The following is an 18,427-nucleotide window of genomic DNA, read 5'->3' as shown; positions in this document are numbered from 1 at the left end:
CTGGAGGAACTTAACAAATGTCTATTGTAACAACAGCTACATATTGTTTAATAATGATAACTATAGTTTTAATGGGACTTTTATATCTTGTTCTAAAAAAAATAAGCATTAGCGATAAAGTAGGTTTAGAAAAAAATTTATCTATCCCCTCAAGCTTATTAATCGAAGATTTGGAAGGGAATAATGTAAGTCTATTTGAGAATAAAAAAAAGATCATTTATTTACTATTAGATATAGATTGTGGGGAATGTAAGAAAATTTTAAAAAAATTAGATTTGTTAAATGATAGATACTTTGAAAATATACGATTACTTATAGTAAAAAATAATAATAACACTAAAGAAATTAAAAAATCTTCTCATAAAAATAGAACCTTTTTGATTGATGAGAGATTATTAGAACAATTTGAGATAAAAGGTTTTCCTTTATATATAAAAGTTGATCCTAGCAAAAAGCTTATATCAAAAGGATTAATAAATGTAAGCAATATACTTAATCTTGTAGAATTAGAGGATTCTATTTTATGATTTTAAAAGCAAATAAAAATAAATTTTTAGTATTTTATGAAAGTCAAAAGTATTTTTTTAAGCATATTTATAAAGAACATCCAATAAGCTTTATTTCCTTCTTTGTATTATCTATGTTAAGTGCGGGTATTCCAGCAATATTAATTTTACTAAATAAAAATACGATTGACACTATTACCAAACTCGGAACAGATTCAAGTTATTACAAATATGCTCTTTCCCTTCTATTATTAAACTTTGTTCTACAGTATTGTGAAGCCTTTATTAGAACTATAGAAAAATATCTTCTAAGTAGGATGGCACAAACAGTAAATTTTGTTTTAAAAAAGATGATGCTATCTAAACTAATATATATGCCATTAGAGGAGTATGAAAATAACAGATTTTTTGACCGTATAAATTTAGCTAATTCAGCTATAAGTGGAAATGGTATTAAAGTAATAGGATCTATAATTGGGGTATTAAGAAATTTAATATCTTTAATTAGTGTTTTTGTTATTTTGTTAACTATTCATTGGACCATGCCTATAGCTTTATTTCTATCCACTCTTCCAGGGATCATATTAATCTTTATAGTTAAATTGAAGAATTATAAAATGGCAGTTTCTACATCAGCCGTATCAAGAGAATTAGAATTTACGGATAGCCTATTTATCAACAAGAGTTCAATTAAAGAATTGAAATTATTTGGTTTAGGACCCTATTTAATTGGAAGGTGGTCTATTTTATATAAACAAATTCAAAAGAAAAATTTAGATGTTGAATTTTGGGAAGCTAAAACACAGGTACTAGCTGTGCTTTTTTTACAGCTAGCTAGTTTGGGCGTATCAGTTTTGCTGGTGATACAAATTACACAGAATAACTTAACAATTGGTGATTATGTCGCTCTTTTAGGATCAGTTGTTACTGTACAGGCAATTTTTTCTTCAATTGGTGGTAACCTGGGTTCTATATTTGAAACTGCTATTTTCAATGAAGCTTTAATAGAGATATTAAATTATCAAGAAAAGGGTCATGCTGATAAAAAGGCTTTAACCTATGAAATTGAAAAAATTCAAAAAATTGAACTAAAAAACATATCTTTTTCCTATCCCTCAAATAAACAGAAAGTTCTTGATGACTTATCACTTACATTTAATAAAGGTGAAAAAGTTTCAATAGTAGGGTATAACGGATCTGGGAAAACCACACTAATTAAATGTTTGTCAGGTTTATATGAAGTAACTGATGGTTCTATATACGTTAATGGGATAGATACACGTTCAATTAAAAAGGAGAATTATTTTTCTTTTATCTCCGCCATATTCCAGGATTTTTTCAAATATAAATTTAGTATTAGGGATAACATTGGATTTGGAGATCTTAAGAAACGAGAAGATGATAGTCATATATACAGATTACTTAAACATGTAAATTTATATGATAAAGTTAATTCTTTGGACCATTTATTAGAAACTTATTTGACCCGTGAGATGCCAGACGGTGAAGATCTGTCAGGGGGAGAGTGGCAGAAGATAGCTATTGCAAGAGGCTTTATGAAAGATGCGGATTTAATTATTTTAGATGAACCTACCGCTGCTATGGACCCAGTATCCGAATTAGAGATATTTAGAATATTCAACGAGTTATCTAAAGATAAGACAAGTATTACTATCTCACATAGATTAGGTCCTACCAAATACGCAGATAGAATTGTTGTGATGGATAAAGGGAAAATTGTAGAAGAAGGTAATTATGAAGAGTTAATGTTACGTAAGGGTTTATATTATGAGATGTATATTTCTCAATTAAGTTGGTATCAAGATACGAATATTGATGAGGTGACATATGGTAAATAGTCAGATAGTGTTGTCTGTTGAAAAAATATCAAAGATATATGAAAGTGCAGAATCAAATGTACATGCACTCAAAAATATATGTTTTCAGCTGCGTAAGGGTGAAATGCTTGCAATTATGGGTACAAGTGGATCTGGGAAAAGTACATTACTGAATATTCTCGGAGCACTTGATCAACCCAGTTCGGGAAAAATAAAACTAAATGGTATAGACTCCAATGATATTTTTGATGAACCTAGAGCTACGGATTATCGCCGTGAGAATATAGGGTTTATTTTCCAAAATTTCAATTTATTAAAGGATTTATCTGTTGCTGAAAATATTACTCTTCCACTTATCTTACAAAAATACAATAGCAAAGAGATTGAACAAAAAGTGAATGAAATGATAGAGTTGATGGGGTTAACAAAATGGAAGAATCACCGCCCTGTAGAGCTATCAGGAGGTCAACAACAGCGTGTAGCTATTGGAAGAGCAATCATTACAACACCACCTATCATTCTAGCAGATGAACTAACAGGTAATTTGGATTTTAATACATCTACTGAGGTGCTGAAAGTGCTTGTCGATATGAAAAAACAATTTACGCAAAGCATTTTATTAGTCACACATGACCCTCTAGTTGCTACCTATGCAGATCGTGTACTATTTTTTCATGATGGTCAAATTATTGATGAATATCATTGTAGTGGAACAGGAGATATTGAGGAGATTATGGGTAAGTTTCAGAATATATTAGGGAAGAAAAGTGTATGAAAACAATATATGGGGTAGCTTTACGTTTATTTAAAACAAATAAATTTATCGTGTTTTCCTCAGTTTTTGGTATTGCAGTTGCTGTTTGTCTTTTCATTACAATTGTTTTGTATGCAGAAAGTGCGAAAAAGACTGTTAGCCAAGAGATTAAAGACCTTTATGGTGAAATGGATTTATATGTGGAATATACGCAAGAAACAGAATCAACTTTTTATCGTTTTCTCGAAAAGACCCCGGAAATAGAAGAAATATCTAAGGTGATTGTTACACAGGCTCAGGTAGATTCCTTACAAGCGGATATTTACACAGTAGGCGTTGAAAATGATTCACTAGCTAAAAGTCGTTATAAGTTTAACCGAGACTTGAATAATAAATCTGTTGTCATGAATGAAAGCTTAGCAGAAGCACTTAATCTAAAAGTGGGAGAACAAGTCAAGATTGAGCAGAAAACATTCATTTTGACAGATATTATCAGTGATTTAAAAGAAACTGGAATAGCACCAGATCGAATGATTTTTTCAAGAGAAAGTGTACTTTCATTTATCCACGAACAGAAGGAATATGATACGCCTCCTACTTACATTGTGATGATAAAAACATTACAAAACATAGATTTTATGGCGTTGTCTAATAAAATCATTGAAAATAATTCTGATGTGAAAGTTACGATTGTAGAAGAAGATGAATTTCTTAAATCTAATATCAACTCTTTGACGATTTTTGTAAAGATATTATCCATTATTGTTTTATGTGTCACTTCGCTTTTAATTGTATCTAATTTTGATTTACTTCTTTATAAAAATAAGAACCAGTTAGCTATTTTACGGTCAATAGGAGCTACAGCAAAACAACTAGTCGTTATTATTTTTGTCCAAAGCAGTTTAATAAATCTGACTGGGGTTTTATTTGGCTTTTTATTGTCATGGGGGAGTCAGCAATTTATGCATGGCTGGCTAGAAAAACTATTTTCTTTTACGACTTCTTCGGTTATGTTTGACATAAAGGCAGCCCTTTTTATAGTTGCTGCTAGTGCGATTATTATTCAATTGTTTTTAATGATTCCGTTATTTAAGGTGGTAAAAATTTTACCTCTTAAAGTTATTCAGGAGAATGAAAGTTTGGATTTTAGTTATAAAAAAAATCGGAAAAAAATGGGGAAATTGATAGGCATCATCAGTATTTTACTACTGATAGCTGGAGCAGTTGTTCCAGATGACGGAAAGAGTGTTGGTGTTATACTCGGGGCTTCACTACTTTTGCTAATCAGTATTTTTACTTTATTTCCCATTTATCTTCCGGAAATCCTAAAAAGAGTTCTGCCTTTTTTACAAAGGATACTTGGAAAAGAATCATATATTGCTATTAAAAACTTATTGCCTCAAGTACGAAAAAACACATTTATCATTTTAACAATTAGTATGCTGATAATGATTGCTGTTTTTGGTTCGGTTATACTTAAAACGATTCAGCAAAATGAACTGAATCAGCTAAAAAGGGACTACCCCACTTCTATTGTAGTGAGTAGTCGTCTGATGTATGAATCATCTATTAATCCTGAGGAATTGTTACAAAAGATAACCGAGCTTCCAAACATTTCAGCAGCCAGTACAGTAAGTACCATGTTTGAAGCTGAGTTTTTAAATGAAGAAAAACCGTTACCATTTAGTTATGCATTAGCAGATTTAGAAGGGTTAGAAAAACAGGGGATTATTTCTTCTATTGAGAGAAATAATAGGGATATTATTGTTATATCTAATGATTTAGCAGAACGTTTTGAATTAAAAATTGGAGATCATATGAATCTTGGACTTTACTCAGAGGAGCAACAAAGAATCTTACCTATAAACGATTTTGTCGTTGGCGGAATAAGTCAGATTCATAGAGGGGATGCTTATTTAGACTGGTCGAATCAAGCATTTAGGAACGAATTCACTACATTCCATAAACTATTTGTTACACCGACTCACTCTGCAAGTACTTTAGCTGCCCTGAATGATTTAAAGAAGCAGTATCCTGAACTGCAGGTAAACAGCTATAGAGAAACAGTAGAACAAGCTACTGAAATGTTTTATCAGAGGTGGTCAATTTTTATAGTTATTCTCGCATCAATATTTATTTTAGTTTTAGCAGGTACTTTTAGCACTCTGATCAATAACATCTATTCTAAAAGAAAAGAATTTGCCGTATTAAGGGTGATGGGTGTGCATCCTATAGGAATCATGAAAGTAATTATGACACAAATTATAACATATGTATTAATTGGTCTATGCCTGGGAACTTTAGCCGGTTTAATTTTGACTTTTTCAGTCTTAGTTATTGACCAAACTCCACTTGCGATTAACTATACTCTCATTTTTCTAGTTGGAGGAGGTATGCTTCTGATGAGTGTTATCTTGTCAATTCCAGTTTCTATAAAGTTAAGCAGGCAATCAGTATCAGAAGAACTAACAAAAGACAATAAATAATAAAGCTCCAATAGACGTATTCAGCTAAAGTGAATATGTCTATTTTCTATAACAAAATTAAAGTTTGGTAGTTCAGAGAAGGGAGTTTAATTGATGGATGTGGAGGAAATGTATCAAGTATATTTTCATGATGTGTATTTATAATATGAAATCATTGATGACAGATAAGCATATCGCAGAGGAAATCACACAGGAAACTTTTTAAGTCACTGAAATCCATTCATCAGTTTGATGGAAAAAAGGATGTGCATGCATGTCTGTTTACGATTGCAAAAAATCCATACTTTACACATTATAAAAAGCAACAACGTTATACACAACAGATAGAGAACCCCGTATTATAAATTCGATTGGTGGAGCATTTAATGGATGAAGAAGCGGCTTTTGCTGTGCATCATTACCTGCATACAATGGATGATCAGTATAAAGTGAACCTTCAATCAGTGGGGTTTTCCTCATCCTCCACTGATTGAACGTTTCACCAAATGGGTTTTTACAGCCTGTTTGAACCCTCACTTAATTATTTTGTTTTCATTAACTATTTTAAAGTAGGGGTCTTACAGCCTGTTAATACGGGTTAAAGAGGTCTCTACTTTATGTGTTTTTGGCGAGCGGCCCTTTGACAAAATCGGTTTACTTTTTGGGAAAAATGATAGCTGGCAAGGTGACATTTTATCGGGTAAAAAGAAAATTATGGCGTATATGAAGGGAAGCAACATGAACAAGATTAAATGTACAATCATTCAAGATATTTTGCCATTGTATGTAGATGATGTGGTGAGTGAGGAGTCAGCATCTAGCCAAATGTCCAACTTGTCAAAAGGAATATGAACGGCTCATACAAACATTAACGATGCCTGTAAAAAATAAAGTGAGATTGCTAGAAAAGGTGAAAAAAGATGATTGTGTAAAAGGTTAGGCTTGTTAATGTTGCTGTTTTCATAACAGCTTTTCTATTATTAGTAGCTTTTCATATTATTTATCACTATGAAACAGTGACTCCATACTCATAGGATTTAATATCGATTGATGAGCAGAGCGATGGAGCGTTGGTTGTCCATTATGATGGCAAAAGTTATCAGGGTGTTTCTATGACACATCCGATGTCCATTAAAATAGATGGTGTACAGAAAAATGTGAGTATGATTTGTTTTATAAAGACAATGGTGAATTCACCTAAAAAGTAATCTACTAAAGCCTGAGAAGCAAGATGAATCCTACTAACTAATGGATGCAGTCTATTATGGGAATTTGAGATGAATATAGAAAAGGGAAACGTGGAGAAGAAAACTGGCTCCAATAAGAATTGTTAATAATTATTTCAATTTCGGTATATTTATGCTATATTAAGCAAATAAACGGACGTATGAAGCTTATCGATAAGATGAAAGAAGTTGTTTGTTTGAGTTTATATGTAGCATATGTATTAGTAGGACTTGCGATTGCGATGCCTGTAGGGGCTATTACAGTGGAAATGACCAAGCAAGGGCTCAAAAATGGTTTTATGCATGGCTGGGCTGTAGGGCTTGGGGGTATGACCATTGATGTTGTGTTGGTGTTTGCCCTGTATATGGGACTAGCCTCCATTTTAGCGATGCCTATGATTCAGTTGCCAATGTGGCTGATCGGTGCAGGCTTTTTATTCTTATTGGGCTATGATTCCATTAAGAATGCAGATCAGGATATTACATTGGCAGGAGAAAAAGTCACAAAATCTATTTTTGCCTCTTATTTTAATGGTCTATTGGTCGCTATCTCGCCTGGTAATCTTGTGTTTTGGGTCAATGTATTTGGCGTAGTGCTGGCAAAATCTTATAGTCAAGGACAGCCAACAAACTTTTTAATTATTGCTGCGGGTGTGTTAAGTGGGATCTTACTTCATGATATTGGTTTACTAGCGATTGTCTCAATGACACGTAAAGCTATGAACCGTAAGATGATTAAAACACTGACGATGCTAGCAGGCTTTTTATTGATTGGCTTTGCAGGATATTTTATTTACGAATTTATACAAGCAATAAAGGTCTATAGATGAATATAACAAATAAAAATCCACGTGTATGTGGATTTTTATTATGTTAACGTGATGGAGGTTTGTAGGTTATGAAATCACTTTGGTACTTTCATGGATATAAGCTAAAATTTCCTCTGCCACTTGATGGGCAAGTGATAATTCTGAAGTAAAGCCGACACAGGAGCAATTCATTTCGCCTAAAATATAGCAGTCTTCACCAGCTTCATTCGTATCTAGCATAAAATCTGCTGTCCAAATAAGCGGTAAGTCATAATTGCCTAATAAGCTGGTTACTTGAGGCAGCTGTGCTAAAAAGTTTTGCACCAGCTCTGCCCAATCCTCAGGCGTGTCATAGCGATATTGTGCCCCTGAGAACAGTGTCGCACTAAAAGCATCTTCCGTGTCTGCGGGCTTTTTATGTACCACATGGACAGGATGATGGCGCAGCATTAATAAGCGGATTTCACCCTCTGTAATACGTGGCAGGAAGCGCATGTCAATTAGCATACCGTTTGTCCCTGTAATATACTGCTCACAGAAAGTCATAAAATCGCCAAGCTGCCAATACTCTACATGGTTGTCCTTCGCTTCTGTGCATTTAATTTTTGCATCAAGTGGGACTTCCATAGCGCCCTCCGCTAGCGGTTCAGCTAATTTTACACGCCAAATACCTTCTCCTGTTGAACCACGATTTTGCTTGAGTACCCGTTCTGTTAAAGCTAAGGAAGCAGGGAATTGTGCTTTAAACGCTTCAATTGTGTAGTAGGCAAATGTATCATCAGGCACTAAATTTGTAGTAGTAAGCTTCGATAAGACATCCTTCGAGCCATAGCTAATCATCGCATCTGGATGTGGCATTCCAATAATTCCTGTTTGGCATAGCTCTCGTAACATGGCGAAATATTCTTCTTCATGCTGTAAGTTGCCAGGATTAATACGTGATACATAGGCAATAGCATGTTCCTTCACATAATCAAAAATTTGCTGCTTTTTCGTCACATCAAAGAAAATCACCTCTGCTTCTTGCCCACGCTGCTTTAATGCATCCACCATTGGCATTGTATCAGGACGATAGCCATCAGGCCCTTTATCTGTGCCACCCTCAACCTCAAAGAAAATCACCTTTTTATCCATAAAAATACCTCCCTTTATCCATTATTACATTTAGTATAATCGTGGAATAAGGAAAAAAGATATATGAAATATGTAAATTTTATGTATAATTTTATAGTTTCCTACATCTTTTTAGGAGGTATTCACTATGGATAACTATCTTTCTCGTTGTTTCTTCTGAAAGACAGTGAGATATAAAATCATGAGTAAAATCAGCAATGTGCCCATAAATTGATAACCACCAAAGGAAATTTTTAGCCACCATACACTTGTAATAACGGCTGTTAATGGTTCGAGGCTACCTAATAAGCTGGCCTCCTTTGGTGATAAATAACGTAAACTCGCAATATAAAACCAAAAGGCAAGCATCGTGCCAAAAATAATAATAAAAAGATAATAAAGCACTGTGGAAAATGTCCAAGTGGAGAGATCAATAACCCATGGCTGATGAAAAAGGCTCATAACCGTTCCACCAATCAGCATGGACCAGCCGACCACAAGCAATGAATGAAATTGCTGTAAAAGTGGAACAGCATAGATTGAATAAAAGGCGAGCGATAGCCCTGATAATATTCCCCAAAACACGGCCATAAAGGGAACAGACAGTGTGGAGAAGGAGCCATTTGTTAACAATAAAAATGTCCCAACAAGTGTTAGTGTTACGGCAATGCCATCCTGCCTTGTCAATGCGCTGTGCCTTGTAAGCAAATAATATGCCATAATAAATAGCGGTGCTAGATATTGTAGCAGTGTTGCTACTGCGGAATTCCCAATCGCAATCGACATCATATATGTATATTGAACAGCTAGCATACCAAGTAAACTAAATAAAATTTGTCGAAAGGCTGTTTGCTTCGTGCGCCATATGACAAATATGGATGCTTGACGGTGGGTTATTTTATAGAGTGCGATCAGTAAGATACCCGCTAACAATAAACGGCTAGATACAAGCCATTCTACAGCGATATTGTCCTGCTGAAACAGCCGTTGTGCTACTGTTCCACCAATTCCCCAAAAGCTCGCTCCTAAAATAACGAATAGCAAGCCAAGTGTACGTTTTTTCTCGATAATTTGCTTCACATGATCACATCTCCTAAACTATCAATATAAGATAATTATAAAAGGTTTCAATCGAAATAAATATCGAATTATAGGGTTAAAAATTTCAATATATTGAGGTGATCTAAATGCCCTTAACCCATATTAAAATCGCCAGAGATTTACAGGAGCTGACATTATATGGTTCAAAGGAATTTCCAGTTGCCTTGTATGAAACCACTCTACGTTTAGCAAGTATGGATGTTCTCCCTCTGCATTGGCATAAGGAAATACAATTTGTCTATATCAAAAGCGGCTGTGTACAGTATCGAATAGAGGCGGATGTAGTGGTGCTTGAAACAGGGGAAGGGTTATTTATTAATACATCAAGGCTCCATGAAGCAAAGCCATATCACGTTGAGCAGGCTGTTACCTATTGTGTGAATATAGACCCTCTGCTTATAGGAGGACGTGAGGACAGCATTATAATGGCAAAGTACATTCAGCCATATATAACAAATAATCGACTATCTTATAGAAAACTAACAGATGAATTATCCCAAAAAGTGAAGCACATGGCTAATTTATTGCAAGAGCAAGCCCCATTTTTCGAGCTGAAGGTTTGGGGAGAGCTGCTAGGGATATGGGAATCTATGCTCGCACAATCCATGCTAACAGAGGATATCATGGCACCCTCTACAATTGTGCAGCACGAACGGCCAAAGGCTATGTTGGATTTTTTACATACGCATTACCACCAAAAAATCACATTGGCAGATTTAGCCGCACATGTTTATGTAAGCCCAGCAGAATGCAGCTGCTTTTTTAAAAAGATCGTTGGGCTGACACCCTTTACCTATCTATCTCCTACACTATCGACTTCGCACAAGCATGGAGCTATTGAAGGATCAAGAGCACGCCATTACCACAATTGCGGCGATGATGGGCTAGGCTACTATATTGAAAAGTTTAAAGAATATACAGGCTACTCCCCACATGTATATCGAAAAAAATTTTTACAATAAGCGCCTTCAACAATTTCTAAGGAATGCTTCCATCATTCGTTGACTGGCGAAGTAGCAAATACTCTCTATTTTATCGTTTCGAAAAAATTTCAATAGTTTAACCCAATTTTAACCTTCGTTTTTTATAGTAGTAGATAGACAGAAGTAGGAGAGGTGTTCAATGTGAGAGTCGTGCCAACAAAAATAGCTGATCTACAAGAAGGCTCTGTACTAGGCAAGGATTTATATGTTGAAAATCGTTTGTTAATGAAAAAGGGAAGTGTATTAACAAAACGTATTATTACCCTTTTAAAAAATCGCTATGTCTATTCTGTAGATATTGAAGCATCTATTGAACAAGCGTCCCCAATCGAGGTGCTGCAAGCCTATTCAGTCGATGATACTCCTAATTTTTTCGAAACATTGGCAGAGCTGAGTACGGAAAGACGCTATGGCCATGCTTTAAAAAATATGAATGATATTTTATTTGTACGGGATTTATTTGAGCAGTATATGCAAAATAGTCATTACCGAAGATTGCTGCAAGTTTTACAACAATATGATACCTATGATTACCAACATGCCGTTGATGTTTTTACACTTTGTACGTTATTTGCAAAAAAAGAAGGCATCCCAAGGATAGAGCAGGATGCACTTGGTTTTTTATTTCATGATATTGGTAAATTAAACATACCACTAACGATGTTAAATAAAAAGGGCAAGCTTTCTTTACATGAATTTACACGTATGAAACAGCATACACAGCTTGGCTATGAAATATTAAAGGAGAGAGGGCTAGACGCCATTGCTTATTTGGCAAAATCACATCATGAGCGAATAGATGGCTCTGGTTATCCAGAGGGGTTAGAGGGTAGGCATATTCCAAAAGAGGTACGGTTCTTACAACTTATCGATATGTATTCAGCCCTTACGATGACTCCCTCCTATCGGCAGAAATTAGAAGCGGCAGAGGCCATCATGATTATGTATAAAGAACGCCATTTACTCGATCACAAGCTTTTAGCTCGATTTGTTGATTTTCTTGGTATTTATCCAGAAAATGCGATTGTCCTATTATCAGATGGTACACATGCTTTTGTGGAGCAGGTAAATCATCAGCATCCCCTTCTTCCAATGGTTCGAAGGTTAGAAACAAACGATACTATTAGTCTACCTATTAATTTTCAATTGAAAATCGAGAAACTTATTACGTATCAAATAGAAACACCTGAGCAATTATTTTATAAATTTTCAGATTATTTGCTGAAAGGCGAAGAGCATTTAATGGAAAAATACTATAATAGGCTGAAGGATCAATATACGTATGCAGAATGCTTTACAAAGATTTATCTGCCGATTTATCAAATTGTCAAGGTAATGGATCAGCAATTGGTTTTAGAAGATAGACGTTTAAAACTAAGAGGATTATTAAATAAGGCTTTGCTGCAATTACGGCAGGAATCAAAAAAGGGAAGTGCTATTATTTTTTGGATCGACCAAGAATTCAGATCTAGTATTCCATTGTTGTTAATAGAAGGAATCTTTTATTCAAAAGGGCTATATCCAATGATTTTGGAGAATACAACACCAAGGGATGAATTAGTTAAAATAGCAGATTATTGTGAGGCAAAAGCTATATTTGTTTTTAGTAAAGACAAGAAGCTAATAGATATGCCTTATCAAAAATGGAAGCTATACCATATGACTGCGGAGAAATTAGAGCAATTTGTTTTTAGTTTTGCTGGTTTATCAGAGCAGAATATAAATATTAGGCAAGCAATAGAAACCTATCAAACAGGGACAACTATCATGGAAGGAGGCCTTGCTGATGAATGATTGTACTCTTTTACAGTCTACACAAGATTGGCATTTGCAGAGAATGTATATGCAAAAATACAATAGCTTGGTCCTTGTCAAAAGCATTTACCACAACTCTGCTGAAAAAAGAGCAAAGCTGCAGTATGAATTTTCTTTATTTGCGCATGAACAAAACCCTTGGCTGTTAAAGCCGATTGCCATCGATTATATTGATAATCAATATGCAATTATTTATGAAAATTTTAATGGCGTGCCCTTAAAGCAATTGACCTATCATCATATTTCTGTACATCAATTTTTACAAATAGCAATTGAATTAGCTAATATTTGTATAAAAATGCAGCAAAGTGAATTGCTTTATTTGCATCTAAATCCACAGCAAATCTTAATCAATCCACATTCATTAAAGATAAGGCTATTAAGCTCAACGTATAGTGCAAAATATGATGCTGAGTCGCCAGTGGTTATAGAAAATCCCTATGAGCAAATTGAGCAATTGCCTTATTATGCGCCAGAGCAAACAGGAAGATTGAATGTAGCTGTAGATTACCGTTCTGATTTATATGCGCTTGGTATTATTTTTTATGAAATAGTAAAGGGGCACTTACCTTTTCAAGCGAAGGATGCTGTTGATCTTATTTATGAAATTATCACAAAAAATCCAGATGCATTGGTAAGTGCTCAAAGTAGCTTTCCACCTATGCTTTGGAAGGTTATCGATAAGCTGCTAGCAAAAAATCCAGATTTACGTTATCAAAGTGCCATTGGGCTAAAGGAGGATTTGCTTTATATTCAGAAAAAGTTGTTGGCAGATGAGCCGCTTGAGAACTTTCCCCTAGGTGAGCAGGATGTGCATTTAAGTATAGGGCTATCAACGAAGCTCTATGGTAGAGAGCAGCAATGTGCAGAGCTTTCTTCAATCTTCCAGCAGGTGGCAAGGGGCGATAAAAAGCTAGTGACGATTTTAGGTGAGGCTGGCTATGGCAAATCGAGGCTTGTGTATGAGCTAAAGGGAGAAATTGCAGCAGCGAAAGGATATTTTATTACAACAAAGTATGAGCAGTTACAGCTAGAAAGTGACTATACAATTGATGCACATCCATTACGGAACTTATTGAAGCAAATTTATATGGAGGGCGAAAAGTCTGTTCAGTTATGGCAAAAGTTATTTCAGGATGTAAAGCTTGTAATAACCGATGAGTTAGTCCATTTGCTGCCTGAGCTCAAATGGTTTATCAATAAAGAAACGGAGATTCAACAGGAGGTTCGTGAAAATACTAAACAGCTTCATTCTTATATGCTGCTGTCGATTCAAAAAATATTATTAACCTTTGCGCTGCAAAAAAAGCCAGTTGTATGGTTTGTGGATGATTTACATTGGGCAACTAGCAGTACGATGGATATTATGTCACAAATTTTTGAGCAGCATCGAGCTGGATATTTTATGATTATTGGCACATTTCGATCGAATGAGATGAACATGTCAAAAGGACTGCCTATTGTTTCTGGGGATCGCATTCATTTACCACCTTTGAAGAAAGAGGCTGTACAGCAATGGTTGGAAGCATCCTTTCATGCGAAGCCAGAGACGATCCAGTTGATTTCGCAGCAATTATTTCATGTAACAAAAGGGAATCCATTATTTATTAAAGAAGCTGTTCGTTCATTGCAGCAAAATAACACCATCTATTTTCATGCTGAGCGAAAGGAGTGGCAGTTTAGTCTTCAAAAATTCAATCAATTATTTTTAAACAAGGAGCTCCTAGCCTTTATTGAAAATAGAATGTCTACATTAACGATAGACGCTCATCATCTATTGCGGATGATCGCCTGTTTTGGTCGCCAGTTTGAGCTAAGTGCTGTTTTAAAGCTTGTGGCTATCTCCGCACAGGAATTACTAAGGTTTATGGATATCCTGATGGAAAACGGCTTCATTATACCATTGGATGCTCATTTTAAATGGGCTAGTAAGTTTGAGCATGAGGGAATCTTGCACACGATTCCGCTGAAGTTTCAATTTGTCCATGATCGAATTCAGCAGGTAGCCTATCATGATTTACCAGTGCAGGAGCGTATGAAGCTACATTATCAAATTGGTAAGCTATTAACAGAGGACGAGACAAATATGGGAGATTATTATCGCTTAAATGACATTGTTAAGCATTATAATTATGCCCAGGAATTATTAAATAGGGAGGAAAAGCAGCGATTAGTGAGCTGGAATTATAAACTAGGGCTTGAGGCGAAGCGAATGGGGCTTTTTGACAATGCACTTTATTATTTTAGAATGAGTAAGGAGCTATTGCCGCCGAATCATTGGACAGCTCTCAGAGAACAGTCTGTTAAACTATATGCCAACTTAGGAGAGTGTGAGTATATAGCAGGGTACTATGACCTCTCAGAAATCCATTTAACAGAAGCTTTACAACATTCCGAAACCGTGCTAGAGAAGCTATTGGTTAATAGTTTAAAAACTGTACTATATATTGAGTCTGATAATCCTACGATTGGTTTGGAGGCGGGGCTAGCAGGTTTACAAGTCGCTCGTATAAACATTACAAAACATCCAAAAAAATCACAGCTTTTAAAGGAATTTTTATTGCTAAAATTGGCTTTACGACAGATGTCTGATCAGGATTTATTGCAGCATCCAGCAACAGATAATAAGGAAATTGATGTATTAATTCATTTAATTATTAATATGACAGCAAGTGCCTTTTTACTAAATCCTAACTTAACAGGCATTCTTTTAATGAAAGGACTACGTCTGCAATTAAAGTATGGTATAACATCGAAAAGTGGCATGGTATTCATTAACTATGCTCTGCTGTTAAATGCAGGCTTTAACAATATCAACGAAGCCACTCGTTTTGGCAAGCTTGCTATCACAGTTGCTGACAGGCAGGAGAGTATATATATTAAAGGCCATACGTATTATGTATATGGTGTATTTATTAGCCACTGGACAGAGCCCTATGAGACCAGTATTCAATACATTAGTACGGCGCAACAAAAAAGCCAGGAAATTGGTTTATCTCATTTAGTGTCCTCTGCCTCTTGTTTTATTGTTGTAATAAGATTAATTCAAGGCACAACCATTCAAGATTTACAGCAGGAAATTAGACATCAGCAACAGGAATTTTCCAGCCAAGCAAGCACATTATCCATAGACTTTTTAGCTGAAATGGGAAGATGGATGAAGATCCTTCGCTATCCCTACCATCCTGTTCATTGGGCCTATCCCTTTAGAATACAGGATCAGCCCGCTATTAAAATTACCCATTATGCAGTACGTTTACAAATGTCTTTTTTATTAGGCGATGAACAGCAGGGAAAGGCCATCTTAAAGGAATTAAAGAAACTAAGTAAGGAAACGTATACATTGCCGACTACTACTATCTATTATTTTTATCGGGCCATGTGGCAATTGTCTTGGCTTTTTCAGCAAAAATGTAGTAAGTGGGAAAGAAGGCTGTATTACGCTGACATTCACCAAAGCATTAAAAAATTTAAAAAATGGTCACGGTATGCTGCTGAGAATTATGAGCACCTTTATGCTTTATTAATGGCTGAATATTATCGTTTGAAAGAGATGGATAAGGATGCTGAGCTTTATTATGACAGGGCTATTCAATTAGCCAATATGCATCATTTTGTCCAGGATGCAGCTCTTGCCTACGAACGTGCAGCCAATTATTATGATGCCAAGCAGCAGTATAAAACAGCAAAGCATTATATCGTTAATGCGATTCAAAGTATGCAAGCATGGGGAGCGGAAGCCATTGCAAGGAGATGGGAGAATGCTTATCAGGTGCAGCATATACCAGAAAGTCAAAGTAACCAAGCTCTTACCGTTGATATGATGACGGTTTTTGAAACGACACAATCCTTTGCTACGGCTATACGAATGGAGGATTTACTGCATAAAAGCTTGTTTTCATTATTAAAGCATATTGGGGCAGATGTTGGCTATTTTATCCATAAACAGCAGCAACAATTTATGGTATTAGCAAAAGCAGAAGCACTAGCCACAACATTTACGATGTATGAGGATAAAAAAATAGAGGATGTTAGTGCTACGATGCAGTCCATATTACGTTATGTGCTGAAAAGTAAAGAGCATATCATTATTCAAAATGGGCAGGCATATCATCAGTTATTGACGTACTCCTCTGCTAAATCCATTCTATGTCTACCGATTGTTCATAAAAATGAAGTTATGGCAATTTTATATTTCGAGAATACATTAATGACCAATGCGTTTCATCCGTCCCATATTCATTTGCTGCAAGTAATTGCTGCACAAATTGCTGTATCCATTGAAAATGCTAAAATATATGGCGAATTAGAACAGCGTGTGCAGCTGCGTACAAAGGAATTAGATGAAACCAATCGGGACTTAAAAACAGTGAATGAGCGCTTAGAAAAAAATGAATTAGAGCGCAAAAAGCTATTGCATAGTATTTCCCACGAATTGCGCTCACCATTAACCTCTACTTTAGGATATATCGAATTAATGCTAGAGGGTGTAATTGAAGACGAGGCAGCAAGAGAGAAGTATTTAATTAGAAGTAAGGAAAGGCTATTATCCCTAAATCGTCTGATTCAAGATTTGTTTGATTTAGCCAATTTAGAGGCAGGAAGAGCAGAATTTACTTTTACAGAAATGACAGCTAAGGAATACTTTCAACGATTTGCCTACCGCTACGAGGATGATGTAAAGCAATTAGGTTTAAGCTACAGTGCGCACTTTGATGGCTATCCAGAGGCACGGTTATTGATGGATGAGATGCGGATCACGCAAGTAATTGAAAATTTAATGAACAATGCGATGAAATATACAACAGACGGCAGTATTCAATTTTCTATCCATGTAGAGGAGATGCATGTACGCTGTTCGATAACGGATAGTGGCATTGGTATAGCTAAGAGTGATTTGCCCTTTATTTTTGATAGCTACTATCGGGCTTCCACGATGAATCAAGCAACTTCACATGGTATTGGCTTGGCTATTTGTAAGCAAATTATTACACAGCATACTGGAGAGATTACTGCTGTAAGTTTGGAAGAGAAAGGAACGATCTTTAGCTTTACATTACCACTGGTCACAGCAATGGTTTATAGAGAGTGATGCGGGCTCTAGTTAGGGCTCATCACTCTCTTTTTGATAGACAAATTGGTAGCCAAACCCTCTCACCGTTTGAATATATTTTGGCTTAGCGGGTGTGTTCTCAATTTTACGACGAAGGGTACTTATATGAACAGAAAGAGTTTTTGAATCGGCTACACCATCGTATCCCCATACATGGTTAATTAATTGCTCGATTGTAACGACTTGATTGACATGCTCAATCAAAAAGAATAACAATAGCTTTTCCTTTGTAAATAAACTTAAAAGTTTACCATCTTTATAAACATTTTTTTCGTCCAGATGAATCGATAAATTATCAATATGTATAATATTGCTTTTTCTTGATAATGATTTTCTTTTTAAATTCGCTTGTACACGTGCCAGTAATTCCTTTGGGATAAATGGCTTTGTAATATAGTCATCTGCACCAACTTCAAAGCCTTCAAGTTTTTGGTCAATGAAATGATTGACCGTGACAAAAATAATAATAGCATCTGATTGATCACGAACTTTTTTTGCCAGCTCAAAGCCTGTGCCATCTGGCAAATTTACATCTAATAAAATTAAATCGGGCTGTTCAGTAATAGCCAGATGCCAGCCTTGCGCAATGGATGTTGCTTTTAGTACAGTATAGTTTGCCTTCCCAACTGTTAGAGAAAGCACCTCCATAATATCAATATCATCTTCTACTATTAAAATTTTCTCGTTCATTCTCGTGATGTAGC

The 18,427-nt window shown here is 35.4% G+C and carries 12 protein-coding genes; 8 read left to right on the top strand and 4 right to left on the bottom strand.

What is annotated here, in order from left to right:
* The first annotated feature begins 17 nt into the window (after positions 1-17).
* The 4 genes from MHB44_RS13415 to MHB44_RS13400 are packed head-to-tail and all read left to right on the top strand — an operon-like array spanning position 18 to position 5,584.
* A complete protein-coding gene (locus MHB44_RS13415) occupies positions 18-527 on the top strand; it encodes a hypothetical protein (RefSeq protein WP_053994494.1) in 510 nt (169 codons plus the stop codon).
* Positions 524-2,365 carry an ABC transporter ATP-binding protein gene (locus tag MHB44_RS13410; RefSeq protein ID WP_341299572.1) on the top strand — a complete coding sequence of 614 codons (1,842 nt, stop codon included), beginning with the start codon at positions 524-526 and terminating at the stop codon, positions 2,363-2,365. The genes MHB44_RS13415 and MHB44_RS13410 overlap by 4 nt, the downstream gene beginning before the upstream one ends.
* Positions 2,355-3,119 carry an ABC transporter ATP-binding protein gene (locus MHB44_RS13405; RefSeq protein ID WP_053994496.1) on the top strand — a complete coding sequence of 255 codons (765 nt, stop codon included), beginning with the start codon at positions 2,355-2,357 and terminating at the stop codon, positions 3,117-3,119. Before MHB44_RS13410 ends, MHB44_RS13405 begins: the two co-directional genes overlap by 11 nt.
* Positions 3,116-5,584, top strand: a complete 2,469-nt coding sequence (locus MHB44_RS13400; protein WP_053994497.1) for an FtsX-like permease family protein — start codon at positions 3,116-3,118, stop codon at positions 5,582-5,584. Before MHB44_RS13405 ends, MHB44_RS13400 begins: the two co-directional genes overlap by 4 nt.
* A gap of 285 nt (positions 5,585-5,869) precedes the next feature.
* On the opposite strand, the gene MHB44_RS13395 is transcribed toward MHB44_RS13400, so the two are convergent.
* Positions 5,870-6,043, bottom strand: coding sequence for a hypothetical protein (locus tag MHB44_RS13395; protein ID WP_161804062.1), 174 nt, complete (start codon positions 6,041-6,043; stop codon positions 5,870-5,872).
* Positions 6,044-6,986: 943 nt separating this feature from the next.
* Here MHB44_RS13395 and MHB44_RS13390 point away from each other — a divergent pair.
* Positions 6,987-7,619 (top strand): LysE family transporter, encoded by a 633-nt coding sequence (locus tag MHB44_RS13390; protein WP_341299571.1) that lies wholly within the window; start codon positions 6,987-6,989, stop codon positions 7,617-7,619.
* Positions 7,620-7,685: 66 nt separating this feature from the next.
* On the opposite strand, the gene MHB44_RS13385 is transcribed toward MHB44_RS13390, so the two are convergent.
* Together MHB44_RS13385 and MHB44_RS13380 are read right to left on the bottom strand one after the other, a co-directional pair.
* Complete coding sequence (locus MHB44_RS13385) at positions 7,686-8,732, bottom strand: Cj0069 family protein (RefSeq protein ID WP_341299570.1); 1,047 nt, start codon at positions 8,730-8,732, stop codon at positions 7,686-7,688.
* 135 nt (positions 8,733-8,867) lie between these two features.
* Positions 8,868-9,791: a DMT family transporter gene (locus MHB44_RS13380; RefSeq protein ID WP_341299569.1), complete on the bottom strand. Its 924-nt coding sequence runs from the start codon at positions 9,789-9,791 to the stop codon at positions 8,868-8,870.
* 107 nt (positions 9,792-9,898) lie between these two features.
* Between MHB44_RS13380 and MHB44_RS13375 the strand changes: the two genes are divergently transcribed.
* The 3 genes from MHB44_RS13375 to MHB44_RS13365 all read left to right on the top strand — a co-directional run bounded on the left by MHB44_RS13375 (position 9,899) and on the right by MHB44_RS13365 (position 17,702).
* Complete coding sequence (locus tag MHB44_RS13375) at positions 9,899-10,774, top strand: AraC family ligand binding domain-containing protein (RefSeq protein ID WP_341299568.1); 876 nt, start codon at positions 9,899-9,901, stop codon at positions 10,772-10,774.
* Positions 10,775-10,936: 162 nt separating this feature from the next.
* Positions 10,937-12,589 carry an HD domain-containing phosphohydrolase gene (locus MHB44_RS13370; protein WP_341299567.1) on the top strand — a complete coding sequence of 551 codons (1,653 nt, stop codon included), beginning with the start codon at positions 10,937-10,939 and terminating at the stop codon, positions 12,587-12,589.
* Positions 12,582-17,702 carry an ATP-binding protein gene (locus tag MHB44_RS13365; RefSeq protein ID WP_341299566.1) on the top strand — a complete coding sequence of 1,707 codons (5,121 nt, stop codon included), beginning with the start codon at positions 12,582-12,584 and terminating at the stop codon, positions 17,700-17,702. The genes MHB44_RS13370 and MHB44_RS13365 overlap by 8 nt, the downstream gene beginning before the upstream one ends.
* Before the next feature lie 12 nt (positions 17,703-17,714).
* Here the strand turns inward: MHB44_RS13365 and MHB44_RS13360 are convergent, their stop codons facing one another.
* On the bottom strand, positions 17,715-18,413 hold the full coding sequence (locus MHB44_RS13360) for a response regulator transcription factor (RefSeq protein ID WP_341299565.1): 699 nt from the start codon (positions 18,411-18,413) through the stop codon (positions 17,715-17,717).
* Positions 18,414-18,427: the final 14 nt, after the last annotated feature.

It is taken from the genome of Lysinibacillus sp. FSL H8-0500, from assembly GCF_038051955.1.
GTDB lineage: Bacteria > Bacillota > Bacilli > Bacillales_A > Planococcaceae > Lysinibacillus > Lysinibacillus macroides.
The sequence above is the reverse complement of the archived record's forward strand: the minus strand, read 5'-3'. Positions and strand labels throughout refer to the sequence as shown.